Below are 16,289 nucleotides of genomic sequence, written 5' to 3'. Positions count from 1 at the left end.
CTTGCGGCCCGCTACGATGCGGGCGGTTGCCAGACGCGCGTGCCGTCGTACGGCAGCGGATCGCACAGGGTGAGACGAAGCTCGGAGGTATAGCGCTCCCCTGCAGCATCCGCGAGCCACAGCCCGTCTCCATCGGGCAGCATCTCGCTCAGCACCACAGCGTCACCGTCGAGCATGGCGGCAAGCATGTCCAGTGACAGGTCGGATCGGATGTCGACCAACACCGGCTTAACTTCACGCGGAAGCCGGACGAACACCCGCTCGGGCGCGCCCATCTCCGTGATCCAGCGACGCAATACATCACGGAATTCCGGTCGAAACCGGTCGCGCGGCAGCGGTGGCGGCGCTCCGCGCCAGCACGCGCGGCGGACGATCACGCCATCGATGGTCAGCCGCGGTCCGAGTCCGGCCGGGCCCACCGGGAAGGCAACCGCGGCGCGCAATTTGATGCGGCGCTCGAACACCGCCATCAGATCGAAGCGGTGCCGGCCGTCCAGGCTGACGGCCCACAATCGCCCGTCGGCTTCGACCACGTCGAGATCGGCCGCGCGAATCGTTTCGGAGCGATCGCCGGACGCGACATAGCCGTGCCCGGTATCGATATGCACGTGTGACGCCGCGAGCCGCGCATCCTGGGTGGAGCGGGCAAAAATTTCATGCGGGATCGGGCTAATCAGCGGCTCCGGGAAGTCCTCGGCCCACAGCGCCTCCAAAGCGGCGCGATCGGGCGCGAGCCCCAACACGCTGAGCGTCGTGAAGGTCGATACGCCCGGATGGAATTCGGCGAGGATCGGGACGCCGCCACCGTTCAGCAAGTGCTCGGGACTTTCGGCCTGCCACATCAGATCGGGTGAATGGTGCCGCGCGCCCGGCCAGCCCGGCGAAGGCGCCCGCCAGCGCGGTGAAAGCTTCGCCTCCGCGTCCTGCAAGGAGATGGCTTCCTGCGCCGCGAAGGCAGCCGCCCAATCCTGTGCGAGGCGATCTGCGGCCTCCGCCACCGCGGGGGACGCTCCATCTCGAACACCGGATCGGTCAGCCGCCAGAAGCGCGGCAACGGCACGCAAGCGCGCTGCTGCTCGCGGAAAATCCGCAGCATCTCCGCACATACGGATTGGCCAATGGAGAAGCTGTAACCACGCGCAACGTGTCCCATCAGCGCCAGCACGCCCGATACCGGGTCGAGCGCCGCCTTGCTCAGGGTCAGGTCGCCACCGCGTCGGCAATCTTCGTAGACGAGCGTTCGGCCGGCATAGGTCTGGCCCGGCGCGCGCGTCGCCCCTCTCCCGGTGTGCCGCTCGAATTCGGCTTCGATCCGTTCGATTGCCGCCGAAACCCGTTCGGCATCGCCCGCACTCCCGGCCAGATCGCCGATCAATGTTCGGAACTGCGCGAAGAGCGGTGACGGCGGCGCCTTTTCCGCGGGATCATGCGCCACCGCGACCGGCACGTCGGCGGCCAGCACGCCCTGATCGATCAATTGGTCGCATAATATCCGATCGCCCGCATCGGTGTCCGCGATAGCCCTGCGGGGCTTCCCGACCGCATCGCGGAGCAAACGCAGTTCGTCGGCCGTCAGCGCGCGTACCTGTTCGGGCCCGATCAGCCGATCACCGTCCAGCCGAAGATGTGCCGCCAACCTGACCGTCGTGGCGGCGCGGGCCTGCGGGCACGCGTTTAGGATGGCCTTTACCGCCCAGGGTTCGAAACTCACGCGTCTGGCCGCAACCAACGCGTCGGCGGGCACGAACGCACCCGGCGCATCCGGGACGAGCCGCGCCCACCCAAGCGGGCCAAAGAAGCCGATCGTGTCGTTCTTGGCGGTGTAGCGCTGCACATAGCGGGCGACGACGCGCAGCGATTGCCGCGCCTTTTTATCGAGCGGAGCATCGACCGCCAGCCGGTCGAGCGCGGTGGCCAGTATCCGCCGGTTCTGCCACGCCACGGCTTCGCGAAAGAGCGACATGCGCGCCGCGCGGATAGCGTTATCGGAACTGCCAAGCGCCGTTTCAAACAGCGAAAATGGCAACCCGGCGCCGCGCAAGAGTCCGATCGGCCAGAGCGACCATCCCTCCGACAGCGCAATCCTCATAGCGCCAGCGCCGTGGTGTATCCGTATCCATCGGGGAAATCCGTCATCACATGTCCCTCTGCATCGGGCGCATGCCGAATTCCGGTCCCCACGTTGCGTCCACCGATCATGAAGCTCGACGTTTCGACTCGACTCTCGACCCATTCGAGATGCTGGCCATCGACGAGGACCGGAATGCGCGCCTTGGGCAGCGAGACATAGCGTTGTGCGACATAGCCCGGGCCGCGCGTCGCGCGCGATACGCGCCGCAGCCATTCTGTCGGCGAACGGGCGATACCGGGGTGCGTATCCTTCCCATCAAAGGCGCGCTTAATCACCCATCCCGCTTGATCATCTTCATACCAACCCGGCAGGTTTCGGCTGGGATGTTCGGTGTGCGTGACGTCGAAAGCAAAGCCATCCGCCATCGTCCTGCGTGCACCCAATTCGCCGAGCCGGGGCAGCGCGCCCTTGTCCATCAACAGTCCGGCCAGCGGCTTCACGATCGCGACGGTGCCGATCCGCGCCCCGCGAAAGGCATGAAACGGGCCGCCCGGAGCGAAGCGTTCGGGATGGTCGAGAAAGCTCGTATTGACCGTGATCAGCGTGACGGCATCGATCGCCGCCCCGTCGCTGGCGAAGACCGGCTCGCCCGATCGATCGATCGCGATGCCCGTTTCATCGACGATCCGAACCGACAGGCCCGCCGCTTCGAACTGCTCCACGCCGAAATCAATCTGGCGGAACACCCGTTCGGGAAAGCTGCGCAGTTCCGCCAGTTCGGCCGAATGCGCGAGGAAGGCGATGGTCGGTCGCTCCACCGGCCGCGCGGCGCGTCGGACTGCGGCGATGTAGCGTTGGAACGGCCGCGGATGATAACGCGCATGGTGCAACCCCATGCGGCGCAGGACCGGATGGCCCGCCCAATATCGCGCCGTCCATTCGGTATAGGCGATGCTGACGAGAATGCCGTTGCCGAAATTGATTTCCGACAGTTGATAGCGGTCCTCGAACAGAAATCCGTCGGGCCGATAATGGCTGTGGAAGAACGGACTGTCGCAGCCCGCGCCGACATCCAGCGCGCTGCCGAGCGCCGACCCGAACGGATAGCATTCGTTCAGCCGCCCCGGATCGGCCGACAGCGCGCGAATATCGCGGCGCAGCGATTCCATCGCGCGATGAAACGCCGTGCCGACGAAGCGGAGCCGGTCGGCCGGCAACAGCATGGGCCGCACTGCCCAGCCAGTCCCGTCGATCGTCACGATCCCGGCCTCCCGCGCCTGCGCTTGGAAGGCCTGGGTATAATCGCGCACCTCCGAAAGGTGAGCCGTCAGCAGCCGGTCCGCTTCGTCGGTTACCTCCCGGAGTTCGGGCATCCGGGTCGACATCGGACTCAAACCGGGCGATCCGTCCCGGGGTTGGCGGTAATATCGGCGACGGTCGCGTCGATCGGGAACAGCCCGACATACCCCTTTACGGTTGCCGCCGATGCCAGGGTCGGCTGATTTCCTGCGCCCTTGATCACCGGGGTCAGTGCAGCCGTGCCGGCCTCGATGTAATTGCCGACCGTCGCCCAACCGATGATCGGCAGGAAACCGGCCAAGCCGCGATCGGCATAGCGCACCCCGATTTTCAGCCCCATGTTGCGATCGGACAGCCCGGTAATCATCGGATGGGCGCGCGTGCGCCCGCCGGTCGGCGGCGCCTTCGATGCCGGTTCAGTCTCGCGAGCCGTGCTTTTCTTGACCATCGTCATTCTCCTCACGTTGCGCGCCCCACCAGCGCTTCCATTTGGCGGTCGCCCGCCTCGGTCAGTTCATCCTCGTCGGTGAGCTTGAAAAAGGCGATCGACAGCCGCTGGCTCTCGGTCAGCACCGCACGATGCGGCGTCGAGACATAGGCACCGTCGGTCCAGTGCGAGAGCAGGTCGCCGATGTTGACCAGATAATCGCCGAGCCGCCCTGCCGGGGGACGCAGCCAGCTACCGTCGCGCATCTGCACCTCGATCCCCGGGCGGGTGTGCGTCAGCAAGGTGACGAGCGTACCGTCCTGGTGCGCGCCCATGCCCTGGCTGTTTGCGAAGTCGGGATGCAGCGGCGGATAGGCATGGCAGCGCATCGAATCCGCCGATTGGGAGATCCGGTCGGTGAAGAAGCCCCTGGGCTTGCCCAGGCCGGTTTCGAACAAGCCAGTCACGACATTGGCGAGCGTCCAGGTTTCGCGGAAATAGGCCACCAAGGCCTGGCGCATCCGTACGCCGAACGCTCCCGCTGGAAAGGGCAACATACGCCCTTCATCCAGCGCCAGCCGTCCGAGGCTGAATTTCTCGACATAGTCGGACGGTTTGCCCATCTCGCCCATGTATGCGAACGCATTTTCCTCCAGCATTCCGCTATAGCCATAGGGCGTGAAGCGATCGTCGGGCGGCGACGAATTTGCCGCCAGCCGACACGCGTCCTTGGCCTCGGTCGGCAAAGCAAAAAAGTGTGTCAACGCGTCAAACGCGTCGTCGATTACGGCGTCGGGGATGCCAGTGCCGGTGACGACGAAGAAGCCGATCTCGCGCGCCGCCCGGTCCAGTTCGCGCGCCACCGCCGCATGGCCGTGCGGATCGCCGCTGCGGGCAAGGGACAGATCGATGATCGGGATGCCGGCCACACTCATCGCTGGGTTCCCTCTGCACTGTCCGTGTCGCGAAGGAAGGCCGCAATGCGTGCGATCGCGCGATGGCCCGCCGCAAGCCGCGCGTAATATTGGTGCCAGACGTGTATCATGCCCGGCCATTCCTCGATCGTGACAGGGCTGCCCGCGGCCTGCGCGCGCGCGGCAAAATCGGCAGCATCTGAATACAGCGTCTCGCGTTCGCCGACCTGGATCAGGATCGGCGGCAGGCCCGACAGATCGCCGTGGAGCGGCGACAGACGCGGGTCGCGGCGATCCGCGTCGCCCGCATAAAGCCCCGCCAGCTTGGTCGCGAGCGCATGGTCGATCATCGGGTCGATCGCCCCACGGCTGCGATAGCTTTCCCCGAACAGCTGAGATCGGTCCAGGGCGAGAGCACCACCGCCGCGCGCGGCATGGCGGTGCCGGAGTCGCGCAAGGCGAGCAGCGTCGCAAGCGTCAGGCCGCCCCCCGCACTGTCGCCCATCAGGACGAAATCCTGCGACTGAACCCCGGAGTCGTAGAGCGCACGCACTGCCGCGACAGCATCCTCGATCGCAGCAGGAAACGGGTGCTCGGGGGCCAGCCGGTAATCAAGCTGGATCATGCGGAGGTCGGTGGCGCGCGCCAGTTCGCCAATCAGGCCGCGATGGCTGAGCAGAGATCCGTACACATAGCCGCCACCATGCAGATACAGGCACGTGCCCGCAGCGCCGCCCGCAGGTCCGACCAGACGCTCCGCCGGCCGCCCCGCCAACTGCATCGCAGTCGCCGCAATATCCGGCGCAAGGGGCGTAGCCTCTGCCTCCATCGCGGCCCGTTCGGCCGCCAGCCCCTCCGGCCAGCCGGCCGCAGCCAGCGCATCGACCAGCGCCGCGATCTCCGCGCTTTCCTGCGCGTCATCGATCGTCAGCGCGGTCATGACGCCTTCACCGCCAAGTGCTTGAGGAATGCTGCGCGATCTCGCTCCTCCAGCGCCATTGCCCATCCGATCCGCCCGCGCCCGCTCGACACATTGACGATCCGCGACGTGGTCGAGCCCCGCAGCAGGAAGCCGTTTTCGGCATCGCCGTAGAGGTACAGGCCGTAGACGATCTCATGCTGCTGGGGGGCCTCCCCGGGCGCATGCGGCATCGCGAGCGGCTCGGGCGCGACCATGACCTGTGCCACCCAATGGTCCGGCGTCGCCGACAGCGCATCGCGAAGAATATTCGCCGGAGTCTCGGCACCCACCAGAATGCCGGCCCCGCCGAACGCCTGCCGCGTCTTGAAGATGAGGTCGTGGCGGCGTGCCACCAGCGGTTCGACCGTGTCGGCGGTCACCTGCCATGTCTCCGGTACAAAGCCGTCGAGCAGCGCCGCCTCCGCCGTCGAACAACGACCAGCGCGACGCGCGTCCCACATCAACGCGAGCCAGCCCTTGTCCATGCGGATATCGGCCTCCAGCAACGAAAAGACATGCGCCCCGGCACCGATCAACCGGCGCAGGAACGCGCCGCCGTCATCAATCTCCTCCATCATGAAGCCGCGGTGCACCAGCGTGCGTTCCGCCTCGGCGGGCTCGAGCCAGGCGGGATCGAAGCTGGTCTCGTCCGCGATATGCACGGGAAGCCCGCTCACAAGCAGCACGGCGGCGCGCATCCGGTCGTAACTGATGTAGCCCTTCCCTGCCGAGCCTCCGCCGATGCTCCAGTCGAGAATGACGATCCGCTCCGCGCCGATCCGCCGGGCGGTATCGGCGATCAGCGTCGCAAGCTGATCGAGCGGGCGGGCGGGCAGACAGTCCTCATCCAGGCCAAGCGCCAGCAGGGTATCGCGTCCGGCATCGAAAATCTCCGCCCCGGCGACGCACGAATCCACGTTCATTTCGCAACAGCGGAAGCTGCCGTCGGCGAGCCGGAGCAGATCGAGCCGACCGACCAGATAGCGTGGCGCGACCAACTCCTCCCAATGTACAAGGTCGCGGAAGTCGGGCGCCACGCCGAAACGATCGAGGAACCCTTCCCGTCCCTCTGTCGCGATCATCTCCGCGATCAGGCGCGATTGCAGCGCGATCAGGCGACGGCCTTGCTCTGCCAATGCGCGAACCTGATCCGGCGCACAAAAGATCGGACGCGGCAGCAATTCGAGGAGATACCCGCCCTCCGCAACCAGCTCCTCCCGCAGGCGCCGCGCCGTCGCATCCGCCAGCGCGCCGACCTCGCCCGCGTCCAATGCCGCGATCAACATCTGGTTGTCAGCGGCGACACCCATCGTCAGGCACCGATCCGGACGAACCGGTCGAAGGGCGCCGGCTCATAATAATCGAGCGAAAGGTTTTCGCCCGCATAGTCCTTCGCCTCGACCATCGGTACGTCGTAATGGCCGTACCAGGTCACATAATCGTCCTCGGCCTCGAACTGATATTCGAAATGCCTCAGCGGTCGTCGCGCCGGGCGGCTCTCGTCTATGCGATATGGCGCGGTGGCACCGTGCGCGACGCCGAACGCCACTTCGTTCAGCAACAGGATCGCGATCATGTCCGTGTCGATGTCGATATCCAGCCCGACGGTGTATTGATCACGTATCGCGGCGTAATGCGCGGGGGCGATCACGACATTGTAATTGTTGGGAATCGCGTCGACGACCTCGCTGGGCTTCACGCCGTGATCGCGACAATAAGCGCGCACGTCGCTCAGCAGCGGATGGCCGCCGCCGATATTCTCGTTAAGGCCATAGATGTTGGCGACGAACGGCGTCGCGGCATCGAAATGCAGACATTTCGAGGTCATGAACGCCCGGCTTTCGATCTTATTGTCGTGCGAAAAGCCGCCGTTGAGATTGAACCCGTCGACGTCCATCGATGCCAGCGCCATCGGGCGGTCGACGACGGTGAAGCGGCGAAATTCGATGCGCGCCATCGCACCCCGAAAAACCGACTCAAGCAGGGCATAGGCGGCGTCGCGATGCTCGGCGATGTCGAGCCCGTGCGCCGCCAGCACTTGCCGCGTCGCATAGAGGATCGCAAAGCCGGGGGTCCCAGTCAGGTGCGCCGCGATCCGTTCGGTCAGCACATCCGGCTGGGGCGCATCGGCCCCGTCGAGCGACACGGCATAGGCCGAAAGGTCGATCGCCGCGTCACGAATATTGTGTTCGAGTGAGGTCGCCATCGATCGTCCTCCTAAGCGAATTCGCGCAGTGCGTTTCGGTTGGTTGATTCGGGATCGAGAGCGAGCACGATCTTTCCGAAATGTCCGCCTTGCTCGAGCCGATCGTGCGCCGCACGGACCGCCTCGAAGGGATGGATGCTGTCGATCACCGGCCGGATCGCACCAGCGGCGACGCGCCCAATCCAGCGCGCGAAAGCCCGCGCCGCGAGCGCACGCTTCTCGGCCGACGGCAGCGATCGCAGGATGGTGCCGCGCACCGTCAGGCGCTTGAGAATGATCGGATCGACATCGACCGAGCCGATCGTGCCCCCCATGATCCCCATCAGGATCAACGTACCGCGATGGTTGAGGCGCTCGAGATTCGCCGACAGTGTCGGGGCGCCGGCCATATCGACGATCAGATCGAAACCCGTGATGGGCGCCGCGCCGCCGGCTTCGCCCGGGAATGCAGCACCGTCGCGACCGACTACGTGATGCGCCCCCAGTGCCTTGAGCCTGTCGATCTTCGCCGGGTCGCTGGTCGTGGCCACCACCTCCGCGCCCAAATCCCGCGCGACCTGGATCATGACGGATCCCATCCCGCTGGCGCCGCCATGAATCAGCACGCGCATGCCCGCCTCGACAGCGCCGATATCGACGAGATTGCCATGCGCTACGATCAACGCCTCAGGGAGAGCCGCTGCTTCCTGAAACGTGATATGCGGCGGAATCTCCGCCGCGAGCGCAGGGTCGACCGCGGCGATCTCAGCATAGCCCCCACCGTCGACCAGCGCCATGACGCGCGCACCCTTGGCGAAGCGCCCGGTCGGATCGGCAGAGATCACCGTGCCGGCGATTTCGACGCCGAGGGTGTCCGGCGCGCCCTCCGGGGCAGGCCATTCGCCGTCGCGCTGGTACAGGTCGGCATGGTTAAGGCCGCTCGCCCGCACCGCCACCAGCATTTCCCCCGCGCGGGGAGACGGGACGGGCCACGGCCGCACCCGCAACGCAGCGGATCCCGGGCCGCCTAGCACCCGCACCGCGCGCATCTCTGCGCCCTCAAGCATCGGCCTTCACGCGTGCGGGCGCAGGGGCGAGGTCCCGCTGCAGAATTTCGGTGAGCGCTTGCGCAAACCCGCGAATATCCGCTTCCGTGTTGTCGGCACGCAGCATGATCCGCAGCCCGGCGGCCCCGCGCTTGACGATCGGAAAGAACACAGCCGAACTGTAATATCCAGCTTCGAACAAGCGCGCCGAAGCGGCTACCGCACGGTCCTCGTCCCCGATGGCGATCACCTTCAGGGGGAAGCCGTTGTCCGCCTGCTCGGTGGCGATCAGGGAATCGAAGAGCGCCATGTTGCGCCGGAGCTGTGCCTGTCGGCGCGACAGCTCGGGAGAATCGTGCAGCTTCGACGACGCGATACCTGCGCCGATACCGGGCACGTTCAACCCCTGCGACCAAGCCAATGGTCCACCGAAGCGCGTCAGAATATCCTCATGCTCGGTCGGCCCGAGCATGATGACACCGCCCGAACCGCCGAACGCCTTTCCGAGCGAGGCGACGATGATTGTACGCTCATTGACTTCGCGCATGATCGAGCGGGCATAGCCCTCGCCATGGGCGCCGTGGAGCGAAAGCGAATGGCTGTCGTCGATGAACAGAAACAGGCCGTAGCGGTCCTGCAAAGACAGCAGCTCGGCGATTGGCGCCACGCCTCCCATAGAATAGACGCCGTCGCAGACATAGGCGACAGACTTGTGCTTGCGACAGGCATCTTCGATCTGTTCCAGGTCGTTGTGCCGGCAGGCGACAACCTCGGTTTCGTCGGCGCAAATCGGCCTGATATAATCCATCGAGAAGTGCGCGTGGCGGTCGAACAGCATGACCGGGGGGGTACCGTCCGAACTCATGTGGCCGGAGGCGATCAGCGGGAGCACGCCGGCCGTCGCCGCAGAACTCGTCACCGCGGAGAGACAGCGCGCGCCGAACAACGCCGTCAGTCGGTCTTCGAATTCCTCCAGCAGGTTGAGACGTAGGCGGATGCGCGAGATCGGTAGATCCAGCGCACCAGTATGGCGGATCGCGGCGATGGCCCCTTCCAAAATATCCGGATGACTGTGCAGGCCCAGGTAAGAGCAGGAACACAGATTGACGAATTCATGCCCGTCGGAGCGGCGCATGATGTTCGGGGTCACATAATCTGTCCTGATATCGATGACCTTGTTCTGTTTCGAAACCTCCCAAGCGGGTGCGCCGAAGCTCACAGCCGAGACACCATTGCGATGATTATGCATGGCCCGTTTCCCCCTTAGATGCGCAGGCTCGCCCGCTCGGTCAGCTGTTGCCGGTGCGGATCAGCGCTGTCTCATTTGCCGCTGGTATCGGCGGTGATGCGCCGCAAAGTCAGTTGGTCGACCGTCGTCTGAACATACGTGGCGTCCGGTGCTGTCGACAGGCTGGAGAGTTTGAGCAGCGTCAATATTCCGGTACGCAAGTCGAGGCAGCCGGCGAAGGCGATCGCCGGGCCGCTCTGGGCATTCTGGACCGCCGTCAGGGCGGTGGACTGCAGCGTGAGGCCGCTCGACGTCGCATTGATGTCCGTGACACCTTCGATCTGGCAGACCGTGCCGCCCGTGCTGAGCGACCCCATCACCCAGCCGAAGAGATTGTTCGTATAGGGATAGACGCGCAGCGTGAGGACGGTGGAGCCGTCCGCCGTCGACCAGGTCCCCGCCATCGGATCGGCCACCGCCGCCGCCTGGGCAGGTCGCTCGTGCGATGATTGCGACGCGTCGGAAACGCGGGAATAGGTCAGCTTGTCGATATAGGTTCCGGCTGCGCATAGGCCAGGGAACGCGCTGCTGGCCACCATGGCATGCGCCAGGACAAGCGACTCCTTGCCGTTTTCCAGGCTCAACTGCCCGCTCAATCCCGAGGACCAATTCCAGCTCGGGTCCCCCGCGCCGCCGGCAATCGAGTGCCATTCGATCGCAAGCGCGACGGCCTGACCCGCGGCCGTGGTCGGCTCGGCACTTTGCTGAAACCCGATCACGCAATATTTCCCGGTCGACCCGGTCGAAGAACTGTACGTTCCGAAGACGAGCCCGCCGCTCAAGACCGACAGGTCCATGATCGAGCCATATTCGTTTTGCCAAACACCACTAAGCGTCATTAGGTATACTCTCCCCTGATCGGACCGATTCTGCGGATTCATTCCATGGTTTTGCCGCGCACGACGTCGCGCGGGCCAAGTTCGCGCTTCACCGCGGTCGATGGGGTGATGATCGCGGGGTAGCCGGGCTTGTTGAAGACCCACATGCCGCTCGGCGCGAGCGAGTAGCGGTTACCACCGCACTGCACGACGCGATATTCATGGATCGTGTAGCAATATTCCATGATGACCGACCCTACGAGAACGAGGTTGGTTAGCCCTAATGGCTGGAACTGGGGCAGCGTCTTGCCCTGATCGGGCCCGGCCTGAATGGTGACGTTGTAGATATTCTGCGGGACCGTGATTGCGCCGCCATTCGGGAAGACCATCCGTACCGGCGGATTTCCCTGCGCTTTGATCTGCGCAAGGGTCTGGTTCATGATCGTGTCATCGCCCTTGAACTGGGACGAGCCGGAATCGAGCGCGAACTGCACGTTCTGCGCGACCAATTGGTTGCCGACCCAATATTGCGACATATCCGCCGACCAGATGTATTCGACCCCCGTGAAGGCAGTGTACGGCGTCCAGGGCAAGAAAATGCCGTTGGTGTATTTATCCGGATCAAACCCGCCGATCAGGCAGGAGCCGGCCGACGTATTCCCGTTCCAGTCGAACGACACGTACGGATAGTTGGGGGAAATCATGCCCTGGTTCATCATCTCCTGAACGATGAACGTCGTATCGCCCTGCTTGTACGGGCTGCCCGAGGGAATGCCGATGCCGCCGTCCCAGTCGAGTTGGGCGAATTGCGAGCCCGAATAATCAGCCGACAGATAGAGCACGAGCGGCAGGGATTTTCCATTGGGGAGCGCCAGGACATCCTGCCCGGTCTCAACCTGCATCGTGCCCCAAGGGCCGAAGCTGAAGGGAACCTGGATACAGTCGACCCAGGAGTAAGTGCTTGATTTCTGATAGTCAAACCGGCCGCCACTATAATGCTGACAGCTAGTCGGGGCGCAGAGCGTCGAAGTCGTCCAGACCATGTTGGTGCCGGTATCGATCGCGAATTTCAGCGCCTGCCCCGGGGTCCCCAGTGTCGTCTGGGTGTACCACGGGCTAGCGCCATTGTTCTGGTACGGGCCACGCTGCATGGGGAACAGGACACCCGATGTCGGGGCGGCGGGTTGCGACATTACACTTCTCCTTCTTGGTGCGCCCTTGCGGTCGCTAAGGCAGATGGGTCAGATTGCGGGGCGAGGTACGCCCATTTCGAAACGCCTTCCCCGCGCGGCGTCATGCGGCGACACTCGGGCGGGGCGAACAAGCACATCGTCATCCCGCTATTGCCGGGTGAAGGTCTTGCTGGAGATCGTCGTCTCGACATAAGTCGCGTCAGGCGCAGTCGAGCTGGAATTCTGGTCCAGCAGGGTCAGAACGCCGCTCGACAGGTCGAGCGTGCCCGCCAAGGATATCGCCGGTCCGCCGACGTCGCTGGGCAATCCGACGATCGACACCGACTGCAAATCCAGCCCGGCCGACGCGGCGTTGATGTCGGTCACGCCGTAGAGCAGCGAAGGGCCACCGTTCCAGATCAGCTTTCCAAAGACGTAGCCGAACGCGTTGCCGGCATAGGGAACGACCGATTGAATGAGCAGCGCGGTGCCGTCCGTCGCGAACCAGCTCGCGACGAGCGGATTGTCGGCCAGCACCTCCTCGCCGGGAAGCGGCTCTGCAGGAATGTCGTGCTGCTCCCCCACGCGCGTATAGATAAGCTTGTCGATATAGGTGCCCGCCTGCGCCAGGCCGGGAAAGGCCACCGAGGCAACCATCGCATGCGACAGGACAAGTTGTTCACCCGATGCTTGAAGGCTCAATTGCCCGCTCAGGCCGGAGACCCAGTGCCAGCTATCGTCCGGCGGCCCCGCGACGACTGAATGCCAGTCGATCGCAAGTGCACAGGCCTGCCCGGCCGATGAAGTCGGGTCGGCGCTCGCCTGATATCCGATCACGCGATACTCACCCGTGGAGCCGGTCGTCAATTCATACTTGCCGATGATCAAGTTGGAATCGGCAAGTGACAGCGTCATGCGCGAGCCGTACTCATTTTCCCATATACCGGCCAAAGACATTTGGGCTCTCCCGTCGCGCAATATCTTATCGGTCGTACCGCGGATGCATGGTATTTCTTTGTTTTCAGGGTGTCGAAGCCGCTCGCCGTTATCAAGCTACACGATCGGGTAGTATTCCAGTTGTGCCCGGGCCAAATCCTACTCGCATGGGAAAGGCTACGGGAGTTGCAACGCGTGCCATTTCAGTTCAATCTGCCCAATATGATTCCGATCGGCGTTTCACAGACTTGCGTCGGCACAATCAGCGCAATCGCATCATCGTGAAGGCGGGCTGACCATGCACCCAGCAGGGCCGGGAACCGAAATCGACACGATGCTTCAACTGAAGCTGGAGGCGCCGCGGCAGCCGCCCTCGATCGTCGAGCGCCCCGGTTGCTCTCGGCGCTGTCAGCGGTTTCCGGCGCGCGCGTCATCCTGCTGTCCGCCCCGGCCGGATTCGGCAAGACGACCACCCTGGTGCAATGGCGCGACCATCTGCTTGCCGCCGGGGAACAGGTGGGATGGCTAACGCTCGACGAAAGCGATGCGGAACCGCGGCAATTGATCTCCGACCTCATCCGATCCGCATTGGCGGCAGGGGTGGACACCGGGGAACTGGCTGCCCAGGCCGCGATGGGGCTGGTCGAATTCACGCTGGACAGCGTGCTTCGGCAATTCAGCGACCTGCTGCGGCGACAACCGGGCCGCGTCAGCTTCATTATCGACGATTATCACCGCATCTCCAGCAAGGAGATGGCCCAGGCGATGGAGCGCTTCATCGCGGTCCTGCCGGGGAATGTCCGGCTCCTGATCAGTTCTCGCGCGCGACCGAATTTCGATGTGCCCCGCCTGTTGGTGACCGGCGCAGCGGCCGAGATCACGAGCGACACCTTGCGCTTTACCGACCAGGAATCGCGCGATCTTCTGGACGACGTGTTCGACGGCACAGACCTGACGCGGCTGATCGGCGAACTGGAAGGCTGGCCGGTCGCGCTACAGCTTATGAAACTGGTGTCGCTGCAACGGCCCAGCACGCCCAATCCGCTAACGCAGCTGACCGCGCGCGGCGGGCATTTGTCATCCTATCTCAGCGACACGATCCTGAAAGGACTGCCCGACCACGTCGTCGATTTCCTGCTGCAAACCTCGATCCTCGAAAAGTTCAACGTCGATCTGGCCGATCAAGTTCGCGCCAAGACCGATAGCTGGCACATCCTTGAGGAATTGACGCCGCTGCAATCGCTACTCACCTCGGTCGATGCGGACAGCGCGTGGTTCCGCTATCATCATTTGTTCGCGGAATATCTTCAGGGCCAGCTCCGGTTGCGCCGCCCGGGCGAGGCTGCGGTTCTGCATCATCGTGCCTCCATCGCTTTCGAGCGGCTCAACTTGCTCCCCGAGGCGGTATGGCATGCGCAGATGGCCGGCGATCTGGGCCGCTGCGCCGAACTGATCGAACGGGCCGGCGGCTGGCGGCTGGTGCTGTTCGGTGGGATGAGCCAGCTCGCGCGGCTGCTATCCTACGTCCCCGCCGCGGAACGTCTGTCGCATCCCCGCCTCGTACTCGCCGAGGCCTATCTGGCGCTCAAGGAAGGCGATTTGCGTCGGGCGCGCGCGAATTTCGATCTGGTCGATGCTGACGTGTTCAACCCATCGAACGATTGGGGCAGCCTCGACGATTATGCGCGCGACGCATTGAACGTCGGTACGTTGATCCGAACCTATGACGACAATACCATCGACCCGGCGTTTCTACGCTCGTTCGAAGAAATCCGCGCCGCCTATCCCGATGCCGATGGGTTGACGCGCGGCGTGCTCGATTGCGCGGGCGCGGTGGCGGCGCTTTGCCTCGGGCAGCTCGACCATGCCGAAGTCCTTGCGCGCGACGCCATGACGGCGATGCGCTCGGTTAATTCGGTGCTCGGGCTGAATTATAGCTTTCTCCATGCCGGTCTCGCCTGCCTGTTTCGAGGGGAGGTCCGCGCCGCTTCCGCGTACCTGACCCAGGCACGCAACATGGCCGAGGAAAATTTCGGCGCGGACAGCGGCCTGAAGGCAGTCTCAGACGTGTTTCTGTACACGCTACGCGCGTGGCGTGGCGAACTTGCCTCCGGCGACGCGCCCGCGCTCGAAAGCGCATTTCGCCACGTGTGCGACTATGACGGATGGTTCGATGTCTATGCCTCCGGCCTCGATACCCTGTTCTGGCTCGCCTGGACGGAAAACGACACGGCTGCGATGGAGCGGATCATCGCCACCGGCGCGGGCATTACCGAGGCGCGCCAGTTGGAGCGGCTCCGCGCGCTCGTCGATGCACAGCGCGTCCTGTTGATGGGCGTATCCGCGCGGCGCGAACGATCGCCCCGCCTGATCGGCGATCTCCACGCCCGCTTCCCGACGGGCCGGTGGCGCGACGAACCGGCTTGCTGGCGCCCCTATCAGAACGTCGCCCACGCCCTGGCGCTGTGGCACCTGCGCGACCAAAGCGAGAAAGCGAGCGTGCTGGCAGCCGACATGCTCGATTGTGCGCGCGCGTGTGGCAGTCGGCTGTTCGAAGTCAGGGCATTGCTGCTTTCCGCCTTGATCGCCCATCATTGCGGCGACGATGCGGAGGCGATCAAGCGGATGGCGGCAGCGACCGCAATCGCGGCGCCGGAGGGCATCGCCCTGCCCTTTCTCGAACAGCCTGCGCTCAAGCCGCTGCTCCTCAAAATCCGCAGCGATTGCTGGCAGGAGGGCGGCCGGCCGATCGAAGCGGCGTTCCTGGCGCAGGTCGCGGAACTCCTCGCCCGGCGCAAGAGCGCCACACCGTCACGCGCGATGCTGACGGTGCGCGAGCATGACGTCATGCGCGAATTGGCCCGGGGGTCGACCAACAAGGAAATCGCCCGTGCGCTCGACATGACCGAGCACACCGTCAAATTTCACCTGAAACGCGTTTTTGCGAAGCTGGGAGTCGACCGGCGGGCGCACGCGCTGGACCTGTTCCGGGCAAACGGCGCCGCGCTCTGACCCGGATCGCACCGTCCGCTAGCCTGCCCATTTGGGCAGGTTGGAGGAAGCATCACCAAAATGGAGCTACTCCACCGCGCGGATTGCCACGCCGCTGCGGATCGCGGATTTCAAGCTGATCATTTTCCAAGGGGGGCAGAGGCGATGGAAAAAGTACGAG

Annotated in this window: 15 protein-coding genes; 1 reads left to right on the top strand and 14 read right to left on the bottom strand. The window is 64.5% G+C overall.

Annotated elements, in window-relative coordinates; genetic code table 11:
* Nucleotides 1–11: 11 nt before the first annotated feature.
* The 14 genes from AB5I39_RS15630 to AB5I39_RS15565 all read right to left on the bottom strand — a co-directional run bounded on the left by AB5I39_RS15630 (nt 12) and on the right by AB5I39_RS15565 (nt 13,138).
* A complete protein-coding gene (locus tag AB5I39_RS15630; protein ID WP_404368882.1) occupies nt 12–842 on the bottom strand; it encodes a hypothetical protein in 831 nt (276 codons plus the stop codon).
* A complete protein-coding gene (locus AB5I39_RS15625; protein WP_404368879.1) occupies nt 842–1,963 on the bottom strand; it encodes a lantibiotic dehydratase in 1,122 nt (373 codons plus the stop codon). Before AB5I39_RS15625 ends, AB5I39_RS15630 begins: the two co-directional genes overlap by 1 nt.
* A 122-nt stretch (nt 1,964–2,085) precedes the next feature.
* Entirely contained in the window at nt 2,086–3,456 is a 1,371-nt protein-coding gene (locus AB5I39_RS15620) for a hypothetical protein (protein WP_404368876.1), read from the bottom strand.
* Nucleotides 3,457–3,461: 5 nt separating this feature from the next.
* Nucleotides 3,462–3,818: a hypothetical protein gene (locus AB5I39_RS15615; protein WP_404368873.1), complete on the bottom strand. Its 357-nt coding sequence runs from the start codon at nt 3,816–3,818 to the stop codon at nt 3,462–3,464.
* An 11-nt stretch (nt 3,819–3,829) separates the two neighbouring features.
* Complete coding sequence (locus AB5I39_RS15610) at nt 3,830–4,732, bottom strand: 2-oxoglutarate and iron-dependent oxygenase domain-containing protein (RefSeq protein ID WP_404368870.1); 903 nt, start codon at nt 4,730–4,732, stop codon at nt 3,830–3,832.
* Complete coding sequence (locus AB5I39_RS15605) at nt 4,729–5,061, bottom strand: alpha/beta hydrolase fold domain-containing protein (RefSeq protein ID WP_404368868.1); 333 nt, start codon at nt 5,059–5,061, stop codon at nt 4,729–4,731. Before AB5I39_RS15605 ends, AB5I39_RS15610 begins: the two co-directional genes overlap by 4 nt.
* Entirely contained in the window at nt 5,058–5,651 is a 594-nt protein-coding gene (locus tag AB5I39_RS15600; protein ID WP_404368866.1) for an alpha/beta hydrolase fold domain-containing protein, read from the bottom strand. The genes AB5I39_RS15605 and AB5I39_RS15600 overlap by 4 nt, the downstream gene beginning before the upstream one ends.
* Complete coding sequence (locus AB5I39_RS15595; RefSeq protein ID WP_404368863.1) at nt 5,648–6,982, bottom strand: hypothetical protein; 1,335 nt, start codon at nt 6,980–6,982, stop codon at nt 5,648–5,650. The genes AB5I39_RS15600 and AB5I39_RS15595 overlap by 4 nt, the downstream gene beginning before the upstream one ends.
* Nucleotides 6,983–6,984: 2 nt before the next feature.
* Nucleotides 6,985–7,878, bottom strand: a complete 894-nt coding sequence (locus AB5I39_RS15590; RefSeq protein WP_404368860.1) for a hypothetical protein — start codon at nt 7,876–7,878, stop codon at nt 6,985–6,987.
* 11 nt (nt 7,879–7,889) lie between these two features.
* Nucleotides 7,890–8,924 carry a zinc-binding dehydrogenase gene (locus AB5I39_RS15585; protein WP_404368858.1) on the bottom strand — a complete coding sequence of 345 codons (1,035 nt, stop codon included), beginning with the start codon at nt 8,922–8,924 and terminating at the stop codon, nt 7,890–7,892.
* On the bottom strand, nt 8,917–10,152 hold the full coding sequence (locus AB5I39_RS15580) for an aminotransferase class I/II-fold pyridoxal phosphate-dependent enzyme (RefSeq protein ID WP_404368855.1): 1,236 nt from the start codon (nt 10,150–10,152) through the stop codon (nt 8,917–8,919). The genes AB5I39_RS15585 and AB5I39_RS15580 overlap by 8 nt, the downstream gene beginning before the upstream one ends.
* 71 nt (nt 10,153–10,223) lie before the next feature.
* Entirely contained in the window at nt 10,224–11,030 is an 807-nt protein-coding gene (locus AB5I39_RS15575) for an avidin/streptavidin family protein (RefSeq protein WP_404374189.1), read from the bottom strand.
* Between the two features lie 38 nt (nt 11,031–11,068).
* Nucleotides 11,069–12,202, bottom strand: coding sequence for a pepsin-like aspartic protease (locus AB5I39_RS15570; protein WP_404368853.1), 1,134 nt, complete (start codon nt 12,200–12,202; stop codon nt 11,069–11,071).
* A 147-nt stretch (nt 12,203–12,349) separates the two neighbouring features.
* Complete coding sequence (locus tag AB5I39_RS15565) at nt 12,350–13,138, bottom strand: avidin/streptavidin family protein (protein ID WP_404368851.1); 789 nt, start codon at nt 13,136–13,138, stop codon at nt 12,350–12,352.
* Nucleotides 13,139–13,510: 372 nt separating this feature from the next.
* Here AB5I39_RS15565 and AB5I39_RS15560 point away from each other — a divergent pair, with 372 nt between their 5' ends.
* A complete protein-coding gene (locus AB5I39_RS15560; protein WP_404368848.1) occupies nt 13,511–16,129 on the top strand; it encodes a LuxR C-terminal-related transcriptional regulator in 2,619 nt (872 codons plus the stop codon).
* Nucleotides 16,130–16,289: the final 160 nt, after the last annotated feature.

This window comes from Sphingomonas sp. MMS24-J45 (assembly GCF_044881195.1).
In the GTDB taxonomy this organism is placed as follows: Bacteria; Pseudomonadota; Alphaproteobacteria; order Sphingomonadales; family Sphingomonadaceae; genus Sphingomonas.
The sequence above is the reverse complement of the archived record's forward strand: the minus strand, read 5'-3'. Positions and strand labels throughout refer to the sequence as shown.